This window comes from Neobacillus massiliamazoniensis (genome assembly GCF_001048695.1).
Taxonomy (GTDB): domain Bacteria; phylum Bacillota; class Bacilli; order Bacillales; family Cytobacillaceae; genus Neobacillus; species Neobacillus massiliamazoniensis.
The window spans coordinates 643,371-662,602 of record NZ_CVRB01000003.1; the positions used below are offsets into that span (position 1 = coordinate 643,371).

Consider the following 19,232-nt stretch of genomic DNA (forward strand, 5'->3'; position numbering starts at 1 on the left):
TTATTAAAAGAAGGGGACAAGAGAATGATTGAAAAAGAAAAAATTTCTGCATATCAAATGGCGCTTATGATATATCCAACGATATTAGCAACGGCAATTCTCATGGTGCCAGCCATAACTGGAAAGTATGCTGAGCGCGATATGTGGATTTCTCCGATTCTAGGTTCTCTCAACGGATTTTTTACAGCGTTTATCCTTTATCAATTACATAAGATCTACCCAAAGGAATCCATTATTCAATACAGCAGACATATTATTGGTCCGATTCTAGGAAAGATACTTGGATTTGTCTACTTGTTCTTTTTTCTGCAGACGGGTGGCATCGTATTAAGAGAGTACGCAATTTTCATTAGTATTTCCTTTTTACCAAAGACTCCTCCAACAAGCGTAATCATTGGAAGTATTGTTCTTGTTTGTGCGTTCGCTGTACGTGGAGGATTAGAAGTTTTAGGTAGAGCTGCTCAATTGTTCGTTCCAATATTTATCTTCCTTATACCGATGACACTTATCCTGCTGCTAAAGGACTTAGACCCGAAAAATATGGTTCCGATCATGGAACATGGTTTGATGCCTTCGATCCTAGGAGCGGCTACACCACAGGCTTGGTTTAGCGAAGTCTTTTTTATCTCTATGATGCTTCCGTTTTTAACCGATCGTGAAAAAGGGATGAAATGGAGCATGATCACGGTACTAACCATAATGTTTAGCTTGGTTAGCCTTAATTTGCTCGCTGTTTTCTTATTTGGAGAAACTGCAAACAGTTATATTTTTCCAATATTTACTGCAATTCGATACATCAGCATTGCTTCTTTTTTTGAACATCTTGAGTCATTCATCATCGTTATTTGGGTTTTGGGTGCGTTCATTAAAATATCCGTATTTTATTATGCGCTTGTCTTAGGAACGACCCAATGGTTACATCTTTCTGACTATAGGCCCCTTGTATTCTCGTTAGGTTTTCTGTTGGTTTTGTTCGGTAAATGGGGATTTTTTAATCTACAGCAAATGACTGAATGGCTTGGAACCATCTACCCTTTTTATGCAACATTTCTTTTAACTTTAATTCCAATGGTCCTATTATTTATTGCTATGATTCGAAAAAGAATTTCTCAGAAGAGGGGGTAAGAAAAAGTAAGAGCAATTGTAGGATTCTTAGATCACGCTTGATGATAAAAAGTTGATGAAAGAAGTTTAGTCCTTTTTTGTTAGAAGGAGGTTTTCGTTACATGTATATTTTGCTACCTTTTCTTAAAGATCAGAAAAAAGGAAGAAAATGGGGAATCCTTTCCGTTATGGCTGTTACACTGACCATGGTGATTTCCAATTTGGCCACAGTTTCGGTATTCAACGGAACAAGCTGGGATTTAACTTATCCGGTGATGACCCTTGCAAAATATGTCAGCATTGCTCATTTTTTCGAGCATATTGAATCAGTTATAATGGCGGCATGGATTACTGGGGTATTTATAAAGTTTTCGGTATTTTATTATTCTCATGTACTTGGAACAGCACAGAGGTTAAGAATATCAGATTACAAAACAGTTATTCTTCCGCTTGGTTTTCAAAAAAGTAGTATTAAGCATATGGTTAGCTTCAAATTTTCAGCAATTCTCATACTTCATGCCTGCAATTACAGCTTTTCCCTTTTTATTCGTACAAATTATACTTCCTCTATTGCTTATGCTTATTACTTTTAAAAAAGAAAATGGGACGGTAAAAACCCTACTTCTTCAAACGTTCGGTAACTTTTCAAAATGTAAACTAAAGTAACCGTTCCATAGCCCGGAATGGCTTTCAAATTGCCAGTATTTGATTTTTAAGGAGTATCACGGACACAAAGTGGTGTTCGTAAGCACCAAATAAGTCCTCAGCTTAAAAAGCTAGAAAAATTTTTAAGCAGTTGCTGAGGATTATATTGAACAGCAAAGAAGGTTTTGTTGAACGAAATTGGAGGTCAATGAGGAAGACTTACAGGAAATTATTGAAGATTATTTACGAAGGAATGCTGATTTTGATTTTGATGAAGTCAAAATCGTTAATAACCGTCCAATGAACATGTGACTCTATGCTAAGTGGAGGACAAATATTAATCAAGAAGATCCATAACAACATGAAGAACTTCTTGATGGGAAGTGGAGATTACTGGGAGACTTTGATGGAAATCATTGATAACTTTCCCACACGCTTAATGAACCTTTTCGAGGAGATGTGTAAAAATATCTACAATGTGAATAAGAAATAAAAAACTAACATTATGTATAGAAGTAAATTTCCAGTGATCTAGAATATTTTTGATTAATAAAACAGAAAATACGGATGGGTTTTCCATGATTTTCCTGCACATTTGCTTTCGCTTTACTTATGAAAATTCAAACGAAGAGAGAGGCATAATTGGTTATTTCATCAATTAAATAACAATTTGCGGGTGCGTTGAAATCCATTGCTCTATTTGAAAGTGTTATTATCTTAAAAAAAGGAATGAAACTTAATGATTGAAAAAGGGAAAATTTCTCCTTTCCAAATGGCATTAATCATGTATGTGACCGTTGTAGCAACCGCTATTCTTTATATTCCATTTGTAAATGCACAACAGGCGAATCGTGATCTTTGGTTATCACCTATTTGGGGTTCTTTAAGCGGCTTTTTAATTGTTTTTATTATGATTAAACTATATAAGATTTACCCGAAAAAAACACTTATTCAATATAGTGAAATCATTCTCGGTAGAGCTTTGGGCAAGATCATAGGGTTCATCTACTTGTTTTTTCTTTTACATGATACTGCAATAGCTTTTAGAGAGTACAGTGAATTTATTGAAAGTTCTTTTTTGTTTAAAACTCCGATGGTCGTTATTATTGGTAGTATTGCACTTATTTGTGCTTATGCGGTTCATGGGGGCTTAGAAGTAGTAGGAAGGTGTGCTTTGGTTTTCTTGCCAATTGTTTTGTTTTTTTACGTAATGATTTATTTTCTCCTTATACCCGATTTAAACGTAAATAATATGTTCCCAATAATGGAAGATGGATTGATACCTTCTATTAAAGGTTCTATTGCACCACATGCATGGTTAAGTCAATATTCATTAATGTCTTTTCTTATTCCATTTTTAACAGATGAAACAAAAGGAATGAAATGGGGAATCGCTTCCGTATTTGCAAGTGTCATAACTATGGTATTTATGAATTTAGGTAATCTCTTCCTTTTTGGACAAAGCATTACAAATATTCCATTTCCAGTATTTGTGGCAGCGAAATATATTAGTGTCGGAAAATTTTTTGAACATGTTGAGTCAATTGTTATATCAGTTTGGGTTCTTGGTGGTTTTGTTCAGCTCTCTGCCTTTTATTATATGCTCGTACTTGGCACTTCACAATGGCTGAAACTGTCCAGTTATAAGCCAATCGTTTTACCTATTGGATATTTGATTATCCTTTTCTCAATTTGGTCAACATCATCGTTACAGGAGATGCTCCAAAGTATGGGAACAACCACACCTTTTTATTTTTTAACAATTCAGCTCCTTATTCCTATTTTACTTATATGTATGGCTATTATAAAAAAACAAGGACATTTGGGCAAAAACCACATGCATAAACTCAAACCTAAAGATTAACAGGAATAGAAAAAAATTAAGAACAGAATATGGTTATGAGCAAGCATATGAGACAAGGGAGTTGCCAATTTTATGAAAAAGAAATATTGGTATTACAACTTTTAAATAATTAATATTCAAGGATAAAAAACTTTTGTGTCAATAGTCAGTAGAAAAAATGTCATTAGAGATTTGCAGGAAATGAAAAAATAGATCAAAATATGTTAAATCTAATCCAAATTCTGTTCCAGACTTAGAATAAAAGTGGAGAGGACGAAAATTTCATCCGGACTTTTGTGTCACTCATCCTTAACAAAAAGGGGAAATGAGCATGTTATTGCCTTTTTAAATATTATTACGTAAAATATAAATTTGACGAAATAAAAGAAGGATTTTCAAAAGAGAGGGCGAATATATAATATTGAGGTGAAAAAATGAGTAATCAATCTAAGCAGCAACATTATGATAAACTTCAAAAATTACTTAATGAGTTGCCATGGTATGTCGAAGAATATATCAATCACAAGTTAAGAAAACTTTCGACTGCTTCCTTATTCAATTATTGTCATGACTATAAAATCTTTTTTAACTGGATGATTCAGGAGCAATTATGGACCGGTACGATTAAGGATATTCCATTAGAACGATTAGAACTAATGACCGTTATAGAGGTTGAAAACTTCTTAAACTATCTACATTACCAATTAAATAATAAAGAACTGACAGTCAATCGTAAGCTATCAGCATTAAAATCACTCTTTAATTACATGCAAAATATCGCTGAAACACCTGATCTCAAGCCTTATATTAATCGAAATGTGATGGCTAAGATCGAATTCAATGAAAACAAAGAAAGTATGGAAACAAGAGCCAATAAAATGGAAGGAAAAATATTACTTGGTGATGAATATGAGCGATTCCGCTTATTTGTCGCACATGATTATGGAGAATATAACAAAGATAATAAAAAAATCTCGAAATTTTATCAGTTAAACAAAGAACGTGATACAGCCATTATCTCGTTAATTTTAGGATCCGGGCTTCGTCTTTCAGAATTAGTCGGTCTGGATTTAGAAGATATCGATTTCAGCAAGTATTGTGCAAGGGTAATCAGAAAAGGAAATAAAGAACAATTTGTTTATTTTAGCCAAGTTGCAATGGCCGATCTACAAGAATACTTATCTGTCAGGACCACTAAATACCAGGTAGAGAAACAGAACAAAGCGCTATTTATTTCTGCACCAATGGGACCTAAAGGAAAATCAAGAAGACTTACAGCTAGATCGGTTGAAAAACTAGTCGAAAAATATGCGGTCGCATTTGGCAAACCGGCATTATCAGTTCATAAATTAAGGCATTCATTTGCAACCAGATACCATTTTGAAATCAATGATGTGCCAAAATTAAGACGGCAATTAGGTCATTCATCGATTCAAACTACAATGATTTACACGCATATCAAAAACGACGATTTAAAAATCGCGGTCGATAAAATGGATATGCCGAAGGAACAATGAATAAATGACAAGAAGGAGCGTGAACTGTCACCTTTGTGGCAGCCTCTTTCAAGTTATTTATCAGTTTACATAACATTGTTATAATAAACAAACATGAAATGGTCTCAATTGAAAAGTATACTTAAGATAATGAGACGGAAGAAATTTTTTCATTTTTTATCTAAATGAATCATAATTTGAGGATTTTTCTCCAATAAAATTTCACAAAACCTCTCTTCATTTTTAGGCGAAATTAAAACAAAATCCCATTTTCCATACTTAATTTCTAAACGATCCGTTGATAAAGCTGGGCTTGATAACGGATTTCTAGTCCTTTTAACACTGGTAATCTTTTGGATTTCTACTTTCATTCTAATCGGCCCAGATACAATTTTTAGGAACTCCTCCCCAATTTCATAGTGGGTTCCAAACCAGAGCCATGAAAAAAAGGCTAGCAATACCCCATTAATCAGGATCCCAACTATGTATCCCGCTACCCCTTTTTGTCCACTATATTGAAAAAGAAATGAACATACCATAAATGCCATTGCACCCCAGATAATGATGCCGAGAAATAGTCCTTTTTTTGAATAAAACCGCATTCACTTCCTCCTCCCTCTTCCACCTGAAACGGATCCTTCCTACTATACGAATTAACAATCAAAAAGTGACAAAAAAGGTATTTAGAAAGCCGTGTAAATGACTTCTAAATACCTCTTTTTCTAGTTTACTTCCTTTATGCTGACTCTACTGAAAATTGGCTGTTATACAAATCTGCATAGAATCCGCCTTTTTCTAATAATTCTTCATGGTTACCTTTTTCAATTACCTTTCCATGATTCATTACGAGGATGATATCGGCGTCACGAATGGTTGATAAACGATGAGCGATGATAAAGCTCGTGCGCCCTTTCATTAAGCGTTTCATTGCCTTTTGGATTTGGACTTCTGTCCGTGTATCCACACTGCTCGTTGCTTCATCAAGAATCAAAATCTTAGGGTCGGCCAGGATTGCTCTGGCAATGGTTAATAATTGTTTTTGCCCTTGCGAAATATTTGAAGCTTCCTCATTTAAAATCGTTTCGTACCCTTCAGGTAAAGTACGGATAAAGTGGTCGGCATAAGCAGCTTTGGCTGCCGTAACAATTTCAGCTTCGCTAGCTCCCTCTTTTCCGTACGCGATATTAGCACGAATCGTGCTATTAAAGAGCCAAGTATCTTGTAGTACCATTCCAAACAAGCTCCGTAAATGCTCGCGTTTTACTTCTCTTGTGTCAATTCCATCTACTAAGATTTTTCCGGAATTGATTTCATAAAAACGCATTAATAGATTAATCAATGTCGTCTTTCCAGCTCCAGTAGGTCCTACGATTGCGACGGTTTGACCGGATTTGACATCAATATTCATCTCTTCAATCAGTATTTCGTCTTCCTTATATCCGAAGGAAACATTTTCGAATCGTACTTCTCCTTTTGGATTAGAAATTTCCTTAGGAGCAACTGCTTCTGGTACCTCTTCTGTTTCATCTAAAATTTCAAACACCCGCTCTGCGCTCGCAACGGTTGACTGGATGACGTTCGCAATCATCGCTGTTTGCGTAATTGGCTGGGCAAATTGTCGTGCGTATTGAATAAATGCTTGAATATCACCGATTTCAATTGCCTTTTTCGTAACCAAGATTCCCCCTGCTACTGATACAAGTACATAACCAATATTATTGATAAACGACATTAGTGGCCAGATCAAACCGGAAACAAATTGGGCCTTATAAGCAGATTGATAAAGGGTTTCATTGATATCCTGAAATTTTTCGATCGATTTCTCTTCATGACCAAACACTTTAATGACTTTATGACCTGTGTACATTTCCTCCACATGTCCGTTTAGCTGTCCAAGGGTCGTTTGCTGTCCTTTAAAATATTTTTGCGATTTTTTTGCAATATTGGCGGTGGCCAAAAAGCTAAGTGGCAGTGTCAAAACGACAATTAGGGTCATTAAAGGGCTAATCGAGAGCATCATGACGATTACGCCAATTAAGGTAACAACAGCAGTAATAATCTGTGTTAAGCTTTGCTGCAGTGTTGAACTGATATTATCAACATCATTGACGGCCCTACTAAGAATCTCTCCATGTGTTCTTGAATCGAAATACTTTAGGGGAAGCCGATTAAGCTTATCTTCAATCTCTTTACGAAGGTTGTAGACCGTCTTTTGGGCAACACCGGCCATAATATATTGCTGTAAAAAAGAAAAGATCGCACTTAATATATAGAGTCCAATTAGTAGTAAAATAATTTGCCCGATATAATCAAAATCAATTTTCGCTCCGGGGACGCCTCTAAGCTTCATCATAACACCTTCGAACAGCTTCGTAGTTGCTTTCCCCATGATTTTCGGGCTTACAATTGCAAATATCGTACTAATGATGGCTGTGATGAGAACAGCGAAAAGCTGGAGTTTATATGGTTTTAGATAGCCTATTAGTCTTTTTAAAGTCCCTTTGAAGTCTTTTGCTTTTTGGACTGGCATCCCCATTCCCATAGGACCGAAGCCTCCGCCTGGCCCCCTACGCGGACCTGGTCCTTGACGATGGTTGTTGGTTTCTTTACTCATGCGATTTCCTCCTCTGACAGCTGTGACATCACAATTTCACGATAAACCGCACTTGATTCCATTAATTCCCTATGTTTGCCGATTCCTGTAATCCTTCCTTCATCGAGAACGATAATCTGATCTGCATCGATGATCGTACTTACACGTTGGGCGACAATTAAAACCGTAGCATCCACGGTTTCTTTCTTTAAGGCCGCGCGAAGCTTGGCATCAGTTTTAAAATCCAGAGCAGAGAAGCTATCATCAAAAACATAGATTTCCGGATTACGAACAAGAGCCCTTGCAATCGATAAACGCTGTTTCTGTCCACCGGAAATGTTCGTACCACCTTGAGCAATGACTGATTGATAACCTTCAGGCATATTTGCGATAAATTGACTTGCTTGGGCTATTTCCGCTGCATGCTGAACTTCTTCATCACTCGCATCTTCTTTGCCATAACGGATATTTTCCGCCATCGTACCCGTAAAGAGGACTGCCGTTTGTGGTACAAAACCAATTTTTTCACGTAAATGCTTTTGGGTCATTTCGCGAACATTGACACCATCAAGTAGGATTTCTCCCTTTTGTACATCGTAAAAACGTGGTATTAAATTGACTAGTGTAGACTTTCCTGAACCCGTCCCTCCAATAATGGCTGTTACTTCCCCAGGTTTCATAGAAAAAGAAATGTCTGAGATTGCTGGCATTTCGGCACCAGGATAACTAAAGGTTACATTTCTGAACTCAACCGTCCCTTTCGTACCTTCCGCGCCAAGTGAGGAGTTTGGGTCTTTAATATTTGTTACGGTATTTAATACCTCGTTAATCCTTACGGCTGATACAGATGCTCTTGGAATCATCACAAACATCATCGAAAGCATAATGAACGAGAACATGATCTGCATAGCATATTGGATAAAAGCCATCATATCTCCGACCTGCATATGACCGTTACTAATTCTGATCCCACCAAACCAAACAATGGCCACTGTAGTCAGGTTAAGAACGACCATCATGATTGGCATCATCGAGGCCATGATTTTATTGACTTTGATGGCTGTACTCATTAAATCGAAATTGGCTTCATTAAAGCGTTTTTTCTCATGCTCGACTCGGTTAAAAGACCGAATTACTCGAATACCTGTTAAATTCTCCCTTAAAACACGATTGATAGTATCAAGTTTGATTTGCATTGCTTTAAATAGAGGAATCCCACTTTTGGCAATAATCACAATGGCTAGCACCAGAATAGGTATAGCTACGGCTAAAACTAAAGTTAATTTGGCGTCTTTTGAATAGGCCATGATAATTCCGCCGATACACATCATCGGTGCACTGGCCATCATTCTGAGCATCATCACTAATACTTGCTGGACTTGCGTGATATCATTTGTTGTCCTTGTTATCAATGATGCTGTTCCGAGTTGATCGAACTCTTGTAATGAAAAATTACTTACATGGGAAAAAAGCTTGCTGCGAAGGTTTCTACCGAATCCCGCTGCAATCCTTGCAGATAAATAGCTTGCAAAAATGGAGCAAACCATCCCGCCAGCAGCGACCAATAGCATAAAGCCGCCAATTCTCCAGATATAGTTTGTGTCCCCATTAACAACCCCTTTATCCACAATATCTGACATTAGCGTTGGTAAATATAGATCAGATAATGACTGGACGAGAACAAGAACCAATACGAGAAAAACCATAGCTCGAAATGGTTTTAGAAATTTGCTTAATTTGATCAAAATGAGTCATCTCCCTTCCTGATTATGACTTTGTTGATTAAAGTATTGCTGGACCTTTGATAGTAAATTTGCCAGCTGTTCACTTTCCTCTTCGCCTAGGAAATCAATTAATCCGAGAAAGGTTTCGGAAAACGCGAGTCTAGCCTTTGCTGTTACTTTAAGACCTTCCGGAGTTAGTTTAATTTTAACTGCTCGTCTGTCATCCGGATCAATGGTTCGTTCAACTAAGCCATCTTTCTCAAGAACATTGATGATTTGCGTAATAGTCGGCGGTGTAACCTGCAAAAATTGACTAATTTCAGAAATCTTCATCTCTGTCTTTTTTTCATTTGCTTCACGCTGAATCGTTACCAGAACCTTAAATTCGCTGGGATTGTAGCCGGCGATTTTCTTATTATGCCAACTTATTTTCCTAAATTCCATGAATGCCTTGAGCAGTTTCTGAACAGTCTCATTATTATAACTAGCCATGTTTTCACCTCGATTTCTTTTCTAATCCTAATAATTAGGTAACCTATTTATTTACCTACCTAATTATATTCTTGACTCCATTTACCGTCAATTTTTAACAAAACAAAAAACACAGGAAAACCTGTGTTTAACTTACGGGATAAGAAAATATAAATTTGACTACGAGAAATGTCCAGCTTCAGGCGCTATCGGCTCGAGGTCCCAAGCCGATAAGCGGGCGCCTTCCGCTTTTCTTACTCATTTGGATCTTCCTTTAGAACATCAGCCTGTATTAGTTTCCATCTGCCTCCCTCGTATAGCCATGAGGACTGAATATAACCTATCGTATCGGCATTTGCGATACCAGTTACTCTTTGTACCCCTATTAACCCCGTTTCATTCCCTTTAACGAGAGCAGGCTTTAATGTACTATATGGATTTACTGTTAATTCCGTTGGTTCATTTAATTTTCCATTATGGTAAAGACCAAGTTTTTTATAATAATCCTTTCTGTCTTTTAAATCGAACTCATAACTTTTAGCCGTATCTTTTATAATGATCTTCGCTTTATAGTCATTCATAAACTGGCTTTCCGCTTCTAATGGCTCAGGAACAGGTATTTTCTTTTTCGAAAAATCCTTTAAAGAAAATAAATAAGAATGTATGATTCCGCTGCTACCGCTTGTCAGCACACTTGCATATAAATCTTTTACGTTATCATGATTTAAATCAACAAGTTGAATGGAGGCTTTTGACCCTCCTTCTAACGAGAAGAGATAGGTTTTATCATTTGAGGCTACCGTTTCAATATAAATTTTTTTAAAATAGGGGTTCTCTTTACCGTATGGTTCGCCCTTTAAATAAATTTTTTCCTCTTTACCATCCCCAGTAATATCCTCCCTTGCTTTTGAAATGGTAATAACACTGGTTGTTTGTCCAATCGCATAAACACCAGTTAAAGCCATTAATGATACAAGAATACTTGATGTAATAAGCCTAAACATCTTTTTTTTCATACTATTCCCCTCCTCACGGTGATAAGAACAGTATGCCCATTTTTAGGAAAAAAATAGACTCTCCATTAATGGGAGAGTCGATAATAAAAACTATTCACTTGGTTTTTCAGGTGCTTCTTCTTTCCAGATGGTGGTTACTTTTCCGTTGTCTCCTTCATCAAGGATGAAAGAGCCATTGGAGTATCGATCGCTAAAGCGGATATTTGCTGTTCGGATTGATTCTGTAAAGCCTTTTTCCGTTTGAACAACAATCGAATCCGATTCCTTTGCAGTCAAGAAACCGACGACGCGATGCGGATTTGACTTCAGCTCTCTGAGAATAACAACCCCACGTTTCGCGCGCGATGTCTTTTCAAACTCTTTTAGCTTCATCCGTTTGATTGATCCGCGCTGGGTAGCTATTACAATCGTATCATCACTGGTAGGATCGATGATTTTTCCACCCACAACAAAATCATCGTCTTTCAGGTTCATCCCTTTTACCCCAGCAGCGCGGATACCAACAATACTGATCTCTTCCTCGTCAAACCATAAGGAATAGCCTAATTGGGAAATCAAGAAGAGTTCTATTGTTCCGTCTGTCATATGAACGTCAATGACCTGATCATCATCCTTTAGATTGATGGCGACAAGTGATTTCGAGTAGCGCTGTGCTTTATAGGCCTTTAATTCGGTTTTCTTGACCATTCCGTTTTTCGTAATAAACACAAGGAAGGAGTCAGTTTCAAAATCTTTCACAGGAATGGCCTTAATAATTTCTTCGTCGCGTTCAATGGCGATGATGTTAGCGACGTGCTGACCTAAGTCCTTCCAGCGAATATCTGGGAGCTCATGTACCGGACAGAAAAGATAGTTACCCTTATTCGTGAATAGGAGGAGAACATCCTTTGTATTCATATCGAGCTGTGCCAAAAGGCGATCAGAATCCTTCATGGCAAGATCCTGGCCATTTGAGGCTGCATAGGAACGTTGGCTTGTCCGCTTTACATAACCATGCTTCGTGACCGTGACAATGACATCCTCGCTTGGTACCATGACTTCAAGATTGATTTTCAGCTCTTCAATTTCCGCCTCGATTCGTGAGCGGCGATTGTCAGCAAACCGTTTCTTTACGTCCTTTAATTCTTTTTTTATAACGGAAAAGAGTTTCTTTTCACTAGCTAAAATACTGGTCCACTCTTCAATTTTTTGCGCTAATTCTTCCGCTTCATTCCTTAATGCAGTAATATCTGTGTTTGTTAAACGATAAAGCTGTAAGGAAACAATGGCTTCTGCCTGCAATTCTGTAAAGGCGAACTTCGCAATTAAATTATCTTTGGCGTCGCGTTTATCCTTTGATGCTCGAATCGTGGCTATCACTTCATCAAGGATTGATAAAGCTTTCATTAAGCCTTCAACGATATGCTGGCGCTCCTTGGCCTTATTCAACTCAAACCGGGTTCTTTTTGTGACAACTTCCTTTTGATGCTCAATATAGGCATCTAGTAATTCGCGTAGCCCCATTAATTTTGGCCGCTTATTATGGATGGCAACCATATTAAAGTTATAAGCTACCTGCAGGTCACTGTTTTTATATAAAAAGGTTAACACACCTGCTGCATCGGCTTCTTTTTTTAACTCAATCACGATTCTAAGGCCGGTTCGGTCCGTTTCATCGCGAACTTCGGAAATTCCTTCTACCTTACGATCGAGGCGGAACTCATCAATTTTTTTTACTAGATTTGCTTTATTCACTTCATACGGGATTTCCGTGATCACAATCTGTTGCTTGCCGCCACGCATTTCTTCAATATCTGCCTTAGAGCGAATAATGATTTTCCCTTTACCAGTTTCATAGGCCTTCTTTATGCCATCAATCCCTTGAATGATCCCGCCTGTAGGAAAATCTGGTCCTTTAACGACTTTCATTAACTCTTCAACAGAGGCATCGGGCTGATCCATTTTCAGGATGACCCCATCAATAACCTCACCAAGATGGTGCGGCGGTATATCAGTAGCATATCCCGCAGAAATTCCTGTTGAACCATTTACCAGCAAATTCGGAAACATCGCCGGCAATACAGTTGGTTCTTTGGAAGTATCATCGAAGTTTGGAATAAATTCAACCGTTTGTTTTTCAATATCTCGAAGTAATTCAGCTGCTATTGCTGATAAACGTGCTTCGGTATAACGCATCGCTGCCGGCGGGTCACCATCGACACTACCGTTGTTTCCATGCATTTCGACTAGAACATTCCGAACCTTCCAGTCTTGACTCATCCGCACCATTGCTTCATATACGGAGGAATCACCGTGTGGGTGGTAATTACCAATAACGTTACCGACGGTTTTTGCTGATTTTCGGAATCCTTTATCATGTGTATTTCCTTCAACATGCATGGCATAAAGAATTCTTCGTTGAACTGGCTTTAAGCCATCACGTGCATCAGGTAAGGCTCGTTCCTGAATAATGTACTTACTGTATCTTCCAAACCGATCGCCAAGTACATCCTCTAAAGGTAAGTCACGGAATTTTTCAGTTGGACTCATTCTCCAGCTTCCTCCTCTGCGATCGTGATATTTTCATTTTCTAAAATGGTGTCATCTTCCTCTAGGCCAAAAGCGACATTGGATTCAATCCATTTACGGCGCGGTTCGACTTTGTCACCCATTAGAGTTGTGATGCGACGCTCTGCCCTTGCAACATCATCTATTTTTACGCGGATCAGTGTCCGGGTTTCTGGATCCATCGTGGTTTCCCAAAGTTGATCAGCGTTCATTTCACCAAGACCTTTATAGCGTTGAATGATGTAGCCGCGGCCCACTTTTTTCATGGCTCCTTGGAGCTCATCTTCGTTCCATGCATATTCAATTATTTCTTTCTTGCCGCTTCCTTTACTTACTTTGTATAAAGGAGGCAGCGCAATAAACACTTTACCGGCTTCAACAAGTGGTTTCATATACCGATAAAAGAAAGTCAGCAATAACACTTGGATATGTGCCCCGTCTGTATCGGCATCAGTCATGATGATGACTTTATCATAGTTCACATCTTCAAGCGTGAAATCAGTGCCAACACCAGCACCGATGGCATGGATGATCGTATTGATTTCTTCATTTTTAAAGATATCCGCAAGCTTGGCTTTTTCGGTATTAATGACTTTACCACGCAACGGAAGTACAGCTTGGAAGCGGCGGTCGCGTCCCTGTTTCGCCGAACCACCTGCTGAATCACCCTCAACAAGGTATAGCTCATTCCTTTGCGGATTACGTGATTGTGCCGGTGTAAGTTTACCGGATAGAACAGTTTCTCCCCGTTTTTTCTTTTTCCCGCTTCTCGCATCCTCACGGGCCTTTCTTGCCGCCTCGCGCGCTTGATAGGCTTTGATTGATTTTTTGATCAGTAGGGAGCTGATATCAGGATTTTCTTCAAGGAAGTAGGAAAGATGCTCTGATACGACAGAATCAACCGATGAACGGGCTTCGCTTGTGCCTAATTTTCCTTTCGTTTGACCCTCAAATTGAAGAAGCTCCTCCGGGATTCGTACCGAGATAATCGCAGTTAATCCTTCACGGATATCTGCACCGTCTAGATTTTTGTCTTTTTCCTTTAAAAGTGAAACCTTGCGGGCATAATCGTTAAATACGCGTGTCATAGCCGTTTTCGAACCAGCTTCATGTGTTCCTCCATCCTTTGTACGGACGTTGTTTACAAAGGATAAAACATTTTCCGAATAGCCATCATTGAATTGAAAGGCAAATTCGACTTCAATGCCATTTTGTGCCCCTTCAAAGCTGACTACGGGATGGAGAACATCCTTCTCTTCGTTTAAATATTCAACAAAAGCTTCGATTCCATTTTCATAATGAAACACTTCATGAAAATCATTACGGTCATCGATAAGTTCAATTTTTAATCCTTTTAACAAAAAGGCTGACTCTCTTAACCTCTCAGATAAAGTTTCAAAATTATATGTGGTAGTCGAAAAAATGGTTGAATCCGGTTTAAAGTGAATAGTTGTACCTGATTGATTCGTTTTCCCGATTTTTTCAAGAGTAGTTACCGGCTTGCCGCCATTTTCAAAGCGCTGTTCATAGACAAATCCATCTCTCTTAATAGTGACGGTTAGCCTTTCAGACAGGGCATTAACGACAGAGGCCCCAACACCATGAAGACCGCCACTCGTTTTATAACCGCCTTGGCCGAATTTTCCGCCGGCATGAAGAACCGTTAGGATAACTTCGGGTGTTGGTTTTCCTAGTTTATGCATTCCTGTAGGCATCCCGCGTCCTTTGTCAATGACGCTGATTGAATTATCTTTGTGTATTCTTACAATGATGTGATCCCCAAATCCGCCGAGTGCTTCATCAACGGAATTGTCGACAATCTCATATACAAGATGGTGAAGACCTCGTGAATCGGTGCTGCCGATGTACATTCCAGGGCGTTTTCTTACAGCTTCTAGCCCTTCGAGTACCTGTATGGCATCATCATTATACTCAAAAGCTTGTTGATTTCTTGCCAACTAAAATACCCCTTTCATACCTTACAAAAAGAAAAAAGCTTCTCATTGCTAAAAATTACGATTTAATAATCATTCGATTTATGAACTCGTTTTTCCTTTAAAATAAGTAATTAGAACAGATGTTTGCCACATACATTTTATCATAACTTCCTGCGGCGTCTATGCTATATTTTAGCGATTTATTTCAATTTGGCAAATCCGTAATGGAAAACTCCATCATTTTTACTACATTTTACGAGTCTTATTGCGCAAAAAAAAAGAAAAAGCTGCTAAAAAATAGCAGCCTTTACCTATTTTTTGTTATTGCATGTTCGACTTTTATGCATCGATCCATTATTACTGTAAAACCCTTCTCTTTAAGGAATTCGTAGGCTTCATCATTGAAAAGACCTTGTTGCGCCCAGAAAACATCGGCATCCATTTCTGCACATTCTTTTGCGACATCAAGCAATTGCTCGGAACGGCGGAAAACGTTGACAATGTCGACATGCCCATTAATATCTTTTAAGGAAGCAACAGCCTTTACACCTAGTACCTCGTCAATCGTTGGGTTAACCGGGATAATCTCATAACCAGCTTTTTGCATCGCCTCGGAAACCATATAGGATGTGCGTTCAGGGTTATTACTTAAACCAACCACTGCAATTCTTTTTGCCTTTTTTAATATGTCTCCAATTTCCTCGCGGCTCGGATTTTCAAATTCCATGAAATTCACTCCTACACTCTTTTTCTTTATTTTACCTTTTTCTTCACAAATTACCTAACAAATTATTTAGAAGAGTTATATAAAATTTCAAAAAAACTAGGATAGGGTATTGAATGCTTGGTTTACTCCTGTTGTAACCTTTGGCACAGAAAGGCTGATTCGAGCTCCATCCCCTTTATTTTCAACGATTACCTTCCCATTCATATTCTCCATAATCATTTTGGTCAAATAAAGTCCAAGCCCAGTTCCATGCGGTCTAGTTGTGAAATACGGATTGAACACCTTATCAAGCATTGACGGTTCGATCCCTCCAGCATTATCGATAAATTCGGCAACAAAAAACTCTGTTGTTTCCTTGATTATGATCCGAAGTTGTCGATTTTTAATGTCTTTGGCTACAAAGGCATCAAGGGCATTAATTAAAATATTAAGAACCACCTGGCTAAATTCATTTGGATTGCCAAAAGCCATTTGCTGACCTCTATATTCAAATTCCAATCGTATATTATGACTTTTTAAACTAAAGGCAAAAATAGCTAAAGCATCTTCGATTGAATCCGATATGGAGAAAGAGCATTTTTCAATATTTGGTCGGTAAAATTTACGGAAATCATTAATCGTTTGTGTCATATGATTGATTTGAATCATACTTTCTCTCGTAAACCAATCAATGTATTGATTGTTGATTTCGCCATATTCCGAGGCTTCTCTTACGTCCTGGATTAATAATGACAAGCTATTTAACGGCTGGCGCATTTGATGTCCTATGTTGGCAACCATTTCTCCCATAGCTGCTAGTCTTGATTGCTCGAGTAAGATACGATCTTTCCTTCTGTTTTTCGTAATCTCTTCCTGGATTCGTTGCTCTAAATTTCGATTTATTATTTCTAGCGCTTCATACTTTGCTTCTAGGTCTTCATACTTTTCTTCTAGGGATCGATAGTTCGCTTCTAGTTGATTATTGTTTTTCATAAGCTCACTTCCCATAACGTTTTCTCTATCATCACTAAGAAATTGCTTAAAATATTTTCCCATTGTACATCATCCTTTTGACTGCATGCTCTAATTTTATGAAAAACCGACCAATGAGTAGTCTTGGCCGGATTATAATCTAGCTATTGCTTTTTGTTATGTAAATTATATTCTCATCAATTGCTGCCTTCAATGAACATTCTATGAATTTGAAAACTCTTCATATTTTTGTAATAAAAATTTCCCTATTTGTTCTTAGTTTTGTCAGAAAATGAAAAAGGATGAGGATCTCTCTATGGGGTAAAACCATAGAGGATATCCTCATCCGCTTATTTTTGCGTAACAGTCTTATTAGTATTTAAGTTTAAAGCAGTCCAAGCTGTTTGGTCGCCAAAATTTCTCGACCAAGTTCCCAGCCCGGCTAAATGATATTTTTCTACAATCGCAGCTCGCTTATTTAAGGATAACTCATCTTCAATCCAGATTTTATAGGTGGCTTTTTCGTCGGTTGCAACATATTCTGCAAAATTTTGACCACTTTTCGCATCATAAGTTGGCGTTATACCCTTTTCAGCAAGCCACGCTTTTACCTTCTCCATTGTTAGGGCCTTGGAGGTAATGGTTGTTGTCCCATCCGCATTATGCTGTTCTTTCCACAGTCTCGAATATAATGGGACACCAAGAATCAATTTTTGATTTGGGACTTCTGTTAATAATTTCTCCGTATTCTTTTCAACCCATGGCAAGCTTGCCACGCTTCCTTCTCCAGAAGCGGCGTTAATATGTTCGTCATAGGCCATGACTATTACATAATCCACTATCTGCCCGAGATCTTTTCTTTCAAAAAAGGATGACCAATTGTTGTTCTCACCTGCAGCGAAAGTAATATCTATCGACACTACTAAACCGGCTTCATGCAAATACGGCGCGGCTTCTTTGATGAATTGTGTGACAAGAGGTCCATCTTCTTTCTTGACATTTTCAAAGTCAAAATTAATTCCTTGCAGTTGGTACATTTGACTATAGTTTAGTAATTGCCGAATCATTGCTTGTCGCGTATCAAAATCCTTCAAGGCTTCATGTGTCAATTGGGGGTTAAAGGAATTGGAAATCAATCCCCATACTTGATAACCTTTTGAATGTGCCCAGTTACTATAATCAAGCGAAGCTAAATTTTTTATCGTTCCATCATTCGAAGCTATAGAAAACCAAGTTGGTGACACGACATTTACACCAGGCATATCCTGAATATCCTTTGGGTCAGGATTTTTTGTATAAACTCCTTCCCAAGTTAATTGAACCGGACCATTAATTTTTGGCGTTTGGAATTTTGGGGTTTCTCTTGTTATTTTCACTTGAACGGCATCTTTACGATTCACGTACTTCTTCTGAATGTACCCACTAATCCCTTTAGAATTACGAACGAGATAGAAATCGTCCTTTTCTCCCTCAATCATGACAGGTTCTTTCTTGTTTACTTCGTCAGTGTAAGGTGATTGTAATGTCGGTTTTGTCCGAAGCCTAAGCCTTTCTTTATTAACGTCTTCGGATGTGATTTGTCCGTTAACATATTTTTGCCCATCCTTTTGAATCCAAATAGCCCCGCTTCCAGCCATTTTTTTATAATCAATCGGATAATAGGTTCGAATCGGATCGATTGCAACATAGATTTGCCCATTCCTTGAAAGAATCGGTGATAGCTGAATGTTAACGGGCTTTTGATTGACAAAGTAAGTAAGGGAATCAGTCGGCATTTGCACGACCTTATCTGCAGTTGTAATGATGACAGATTTTGATTTTTCATCATATATAGCATACTTGTCAATATTCTTTTGTATAAATGTTAATGGTATATACAAAGTATTTTCTTCTATTAAAGCATTCCCCTCTTGCTTGCCATTAAATAATATGGGATTTTCCCCGTAGAAAAACTCTTTTTTCTCTTTCGAGGCAAACGGATAGAGTAAGAAGAATACTGAAGAAGAAATAAGCAAAACAGCGAGGAGTAATCCTCCAATGATCCATTTCTTTGATAGTCGATTTTTTTTATAGTAATTCAGTTGTGCCAATTTCTTTATCCTCCTCCTACTCTATGGTACGGTATCAAGCAAGAATTGAGAAGATATTTTTTTATAGTAGAAACAGTTCGTTGAACAA

14 protein-coding genes are annotated in these 19,232 nt (G+C 37.9%); 4 read left to right on the top strand and 10 right to left on the bottom strand.

The features are described from left to right. The first annotated feature begins 24 nt into the window (after positions 1–24). The 4 genes from BN1082_RS15790 to xerS all read left to right on the top strand — a co-directional run bounded on the left by BN1082_RS15790 (position 25) and on the right by xerS (position 5,109). Positions 25–1,125 carry a GerAB/ArcD/ProY family transporter gene (locus BN1082_RS15790; RefSeq protein ID WP_090635594.1) on the top strand — a complete coding sequence of 367 codons (1,101 nt, stop codon included), beginning with the start codon at positions 25–27 and terminating at the stop codon, positions 1,123–1,125. Between the two features lie 77 nt (positions 1,126–1,202). Continuing rightward, positions 1,203–1,697 (top strand): GerAB/ArcD/ProY family transporter, encoded by a 495-nt coding sequence (locus BN1082_RS15795; RefSeq protein WP_281177020.1) that lies wholly within the window; start codon positions 1,203–1,205, stop codon positions 1,695–1,697. Between the two features lie 791 nt (positions 1,698–2,488). Beyond that, a complete protein-coding gene (locus tag BN1082_RS15805; RefSeq protein WP_090635596.1) occupies positions 2,489–3,613 on the top strand; it encodes a GerAB/ArcD/ProY family transporter in 1,125 nt (374 codons plus the stop codon). Between the two features lie 413 nt (positions 3,614–4,026). Beyond that, positions 4,027–5,109 carry a tyrosine recombinase XerS gene (xerS, locus tag BN1082_RS15810; protein ID WP_090635597.1) on the top strand — a complete coding sequence of 361 codons (1,083 nt, stop codon included), beginning with the start codon at positions 4,027–4,029 and terminating at the stop codon, positions 5,107–5,109. Between the two features lie 149 nt (positions 5,110–5,258). Here the strand turns inward: xerS and BN1082_RS15815 are convergent, their stop codons facing one another. The 10 genes from BN1082_RS15815 to BN1082_RS15860 form a co-directional block, all read right to left on the bottom strand. Further along, on the bottom strand, positions 5,259–5,690 hold the full coding sequence (locus BN1082_RS15815) for a PH domain-containing protein (protein ID WP_090635598.1): 432 nt from the start codon (positions 5,688–5,690) through the stop codon (positions 5,259–5,261). A 134-nt stretch (positions 5,691–5,824) separates the two neighbouring features. Beyond that, entirely contained in the window at positions 5,825–7,702 is a 1,878-nt protein-coding gene (locus BN1082_RS15820) for an ABC transporter ATP-binding protein (protein WP_090635599.1), read from the bottom strand. Then, a complete protein-coding gene (locus BN1082_RS15825) occupies positions 7,699–9,426 on the bottom strand; it encodes an ABC transporter ATP-binding protein (RefSeq protein ID WP_090635601.1) in 1,728 nt (575 codons plus the stop codon). The genes BN1082_RS15820 and BN1082_RS15825 overlap by 4 nt, the downstream gene beginning before the upstream one ends. Positions 9,427–9,432: 6 nt before the next feature. Continuing rightward, on the bottom strand, positions 9,433–9,897 hold the full coding sequence (locus BN1082_RS15830; RefSeq protein WP_090635604.1) for a MarR family winged helix-turn-helix transcriptional regulator: 465 nt from the start codon (positions 9,895–9,897) through the stop codon (positions 9,433–9,435). A 233-nt stretch (positions 9,898–10,130) separates the two neighbouring features. After that, complete coding sequence (locus BN1082_RS15835) at positions 10,131–10,892, bottom strand: hypothetical protein (RefSeq protein WP_090635606.1); 762 nt, start codon at positions 10,890–10,892, stop codon at positions 10,131–10,133. Positions 10,893–10,982: 90 nt separating this feature from the next. Further along, positions 10,983–13,421 carry a DNA topoisomerase IV subunit A gene (gene parC, locus BN1082_RS15840; RefSeq protein ID WP_090635608.1) on the bottom strand — a complete coding sequence of 813 codons (2,439 nt, stop codon included), beginning with the start codon at positions 13,419–13,421 and terminating at the stop codon, positions 10,983–10,985. Continuing rightward, positions 13,418–15,397, bottom strand: a complete 1,980-nt coding sequence (parE, locus tag BN1082_RS15845; RefSeq protein ID WP_090635610.1) for a DNA topoisomerase IV subunit B — start codon at positions 15,395–15,397, stop codon at positions 13,418–13,420. Before parE ends, parC begins: the two co-directional genes overlap by 4 nt. A 286-nt stretch (positions 15,398–15,683) precedes the next feature. Next, entirely contained in the window at positions 15,684–16,103 is a 420-nt protein-coding gene (locus BN1082_RS15850; RefSeq protein WP_090635617.1) for a CoA-binding protein, read from the bottom strand. 96 nt (positions 16,104–16,199) lie between these two features. Beyond that, entirely contained in the window at positions 16,200–17,138 is a 939-nt protein-coding gene (locus BN1082_RS15855) for a sensor histidine kinase (protein WP_090635618.1), read from the bottom strand. Positions 17,139–17,404: 266 nt separating this feature from the next. Further along, complete coding sequence (locus BN1082_RS15860) at positions 17,405–19,144, bottom strand: glycosyl hydrolase family 18 protein (RefSeq protein ID WP_090635619.1); 1,740 nt, start codon at positions 19,142–19,144, stop codon at positions 17,405–17,407. Between the last annotated feature and the right edge of the window lie 88 nt (positions 19,145–19,232).

Excerpts from the sequence above, each read along its gene's own strand:
- BN1082_RS15790 (WP_090635594.1), top strand. The coding sequence starts at position 25 with ATGATTGAAAAAGAAAAAATTTCTGCATATCAAATGGCGCTTATGATA.
- BN1082_RS15805 (WP_090635596.1), top strand. The coding sequence starts at position 2,489 with ATGATTGAAAAAGGGAAAATTTCTCCTTTCCAAATGGCATTAATCATG.
- xerS (WP_090635597.1), top strand. The coding sequence starts at position 4,027 with ATGAGTAATCAATCTAAGCAGCAACATTATGATAAACTTCAAAAATTA.
- BN1082_RS15815 (WP_090635598.1), bottom strand. The coding sequence starts at position 5,690 with ATGCGGTTTTATTCAAAAAAAGGACTATTTCTCGGCATCATTATCTGG.
- BN1082_RS15820 (WP_090635599.1), bottom strand. The coding sequence starts at position 7,702 with ATGAGTAAAGAAACCAACAACCATCGTCAAGGACCAGGTCCGCGTAGG.
- BN1082_RS15830 (WP_090635604.1), bottom strand. The coding sequence starts at position 9,897 with ATGGCTAGTTATAATAATGAGACTGTTCAGAAACTGCTCAAGGCATTC.
- BN1082_RS15835 (WP_090635606.1), bottom strand. The coding sequence starts at position 10,892 with ATGAAAAAAAAGATGTTTAGGCTTATTACATCAAGTATTCTTGTATCA.
- parC (WP_090635608.1), bottom strand. The coding sequence starts at position 13,421 with ATGAGTCCAACTGAAAAATTCCGTGACTTACCTTTAGAGGATGTACTT.
- BN1082_RS15850 (WP_090635617.1), bottom strand. The coding sequence starts at position 16,103 with ATGGAATTTGAAAATCCGAGCCGCGAGGAAATTGGAGACATATTAAAA.
- BN1082_RS15855 (WP_090635618.1), bottom strand. The coding sequence starts at position 17,138 with ATGGGAAAATATTTTAAGCAATTTCTTAGTGATGATAGAGAAAACGTT.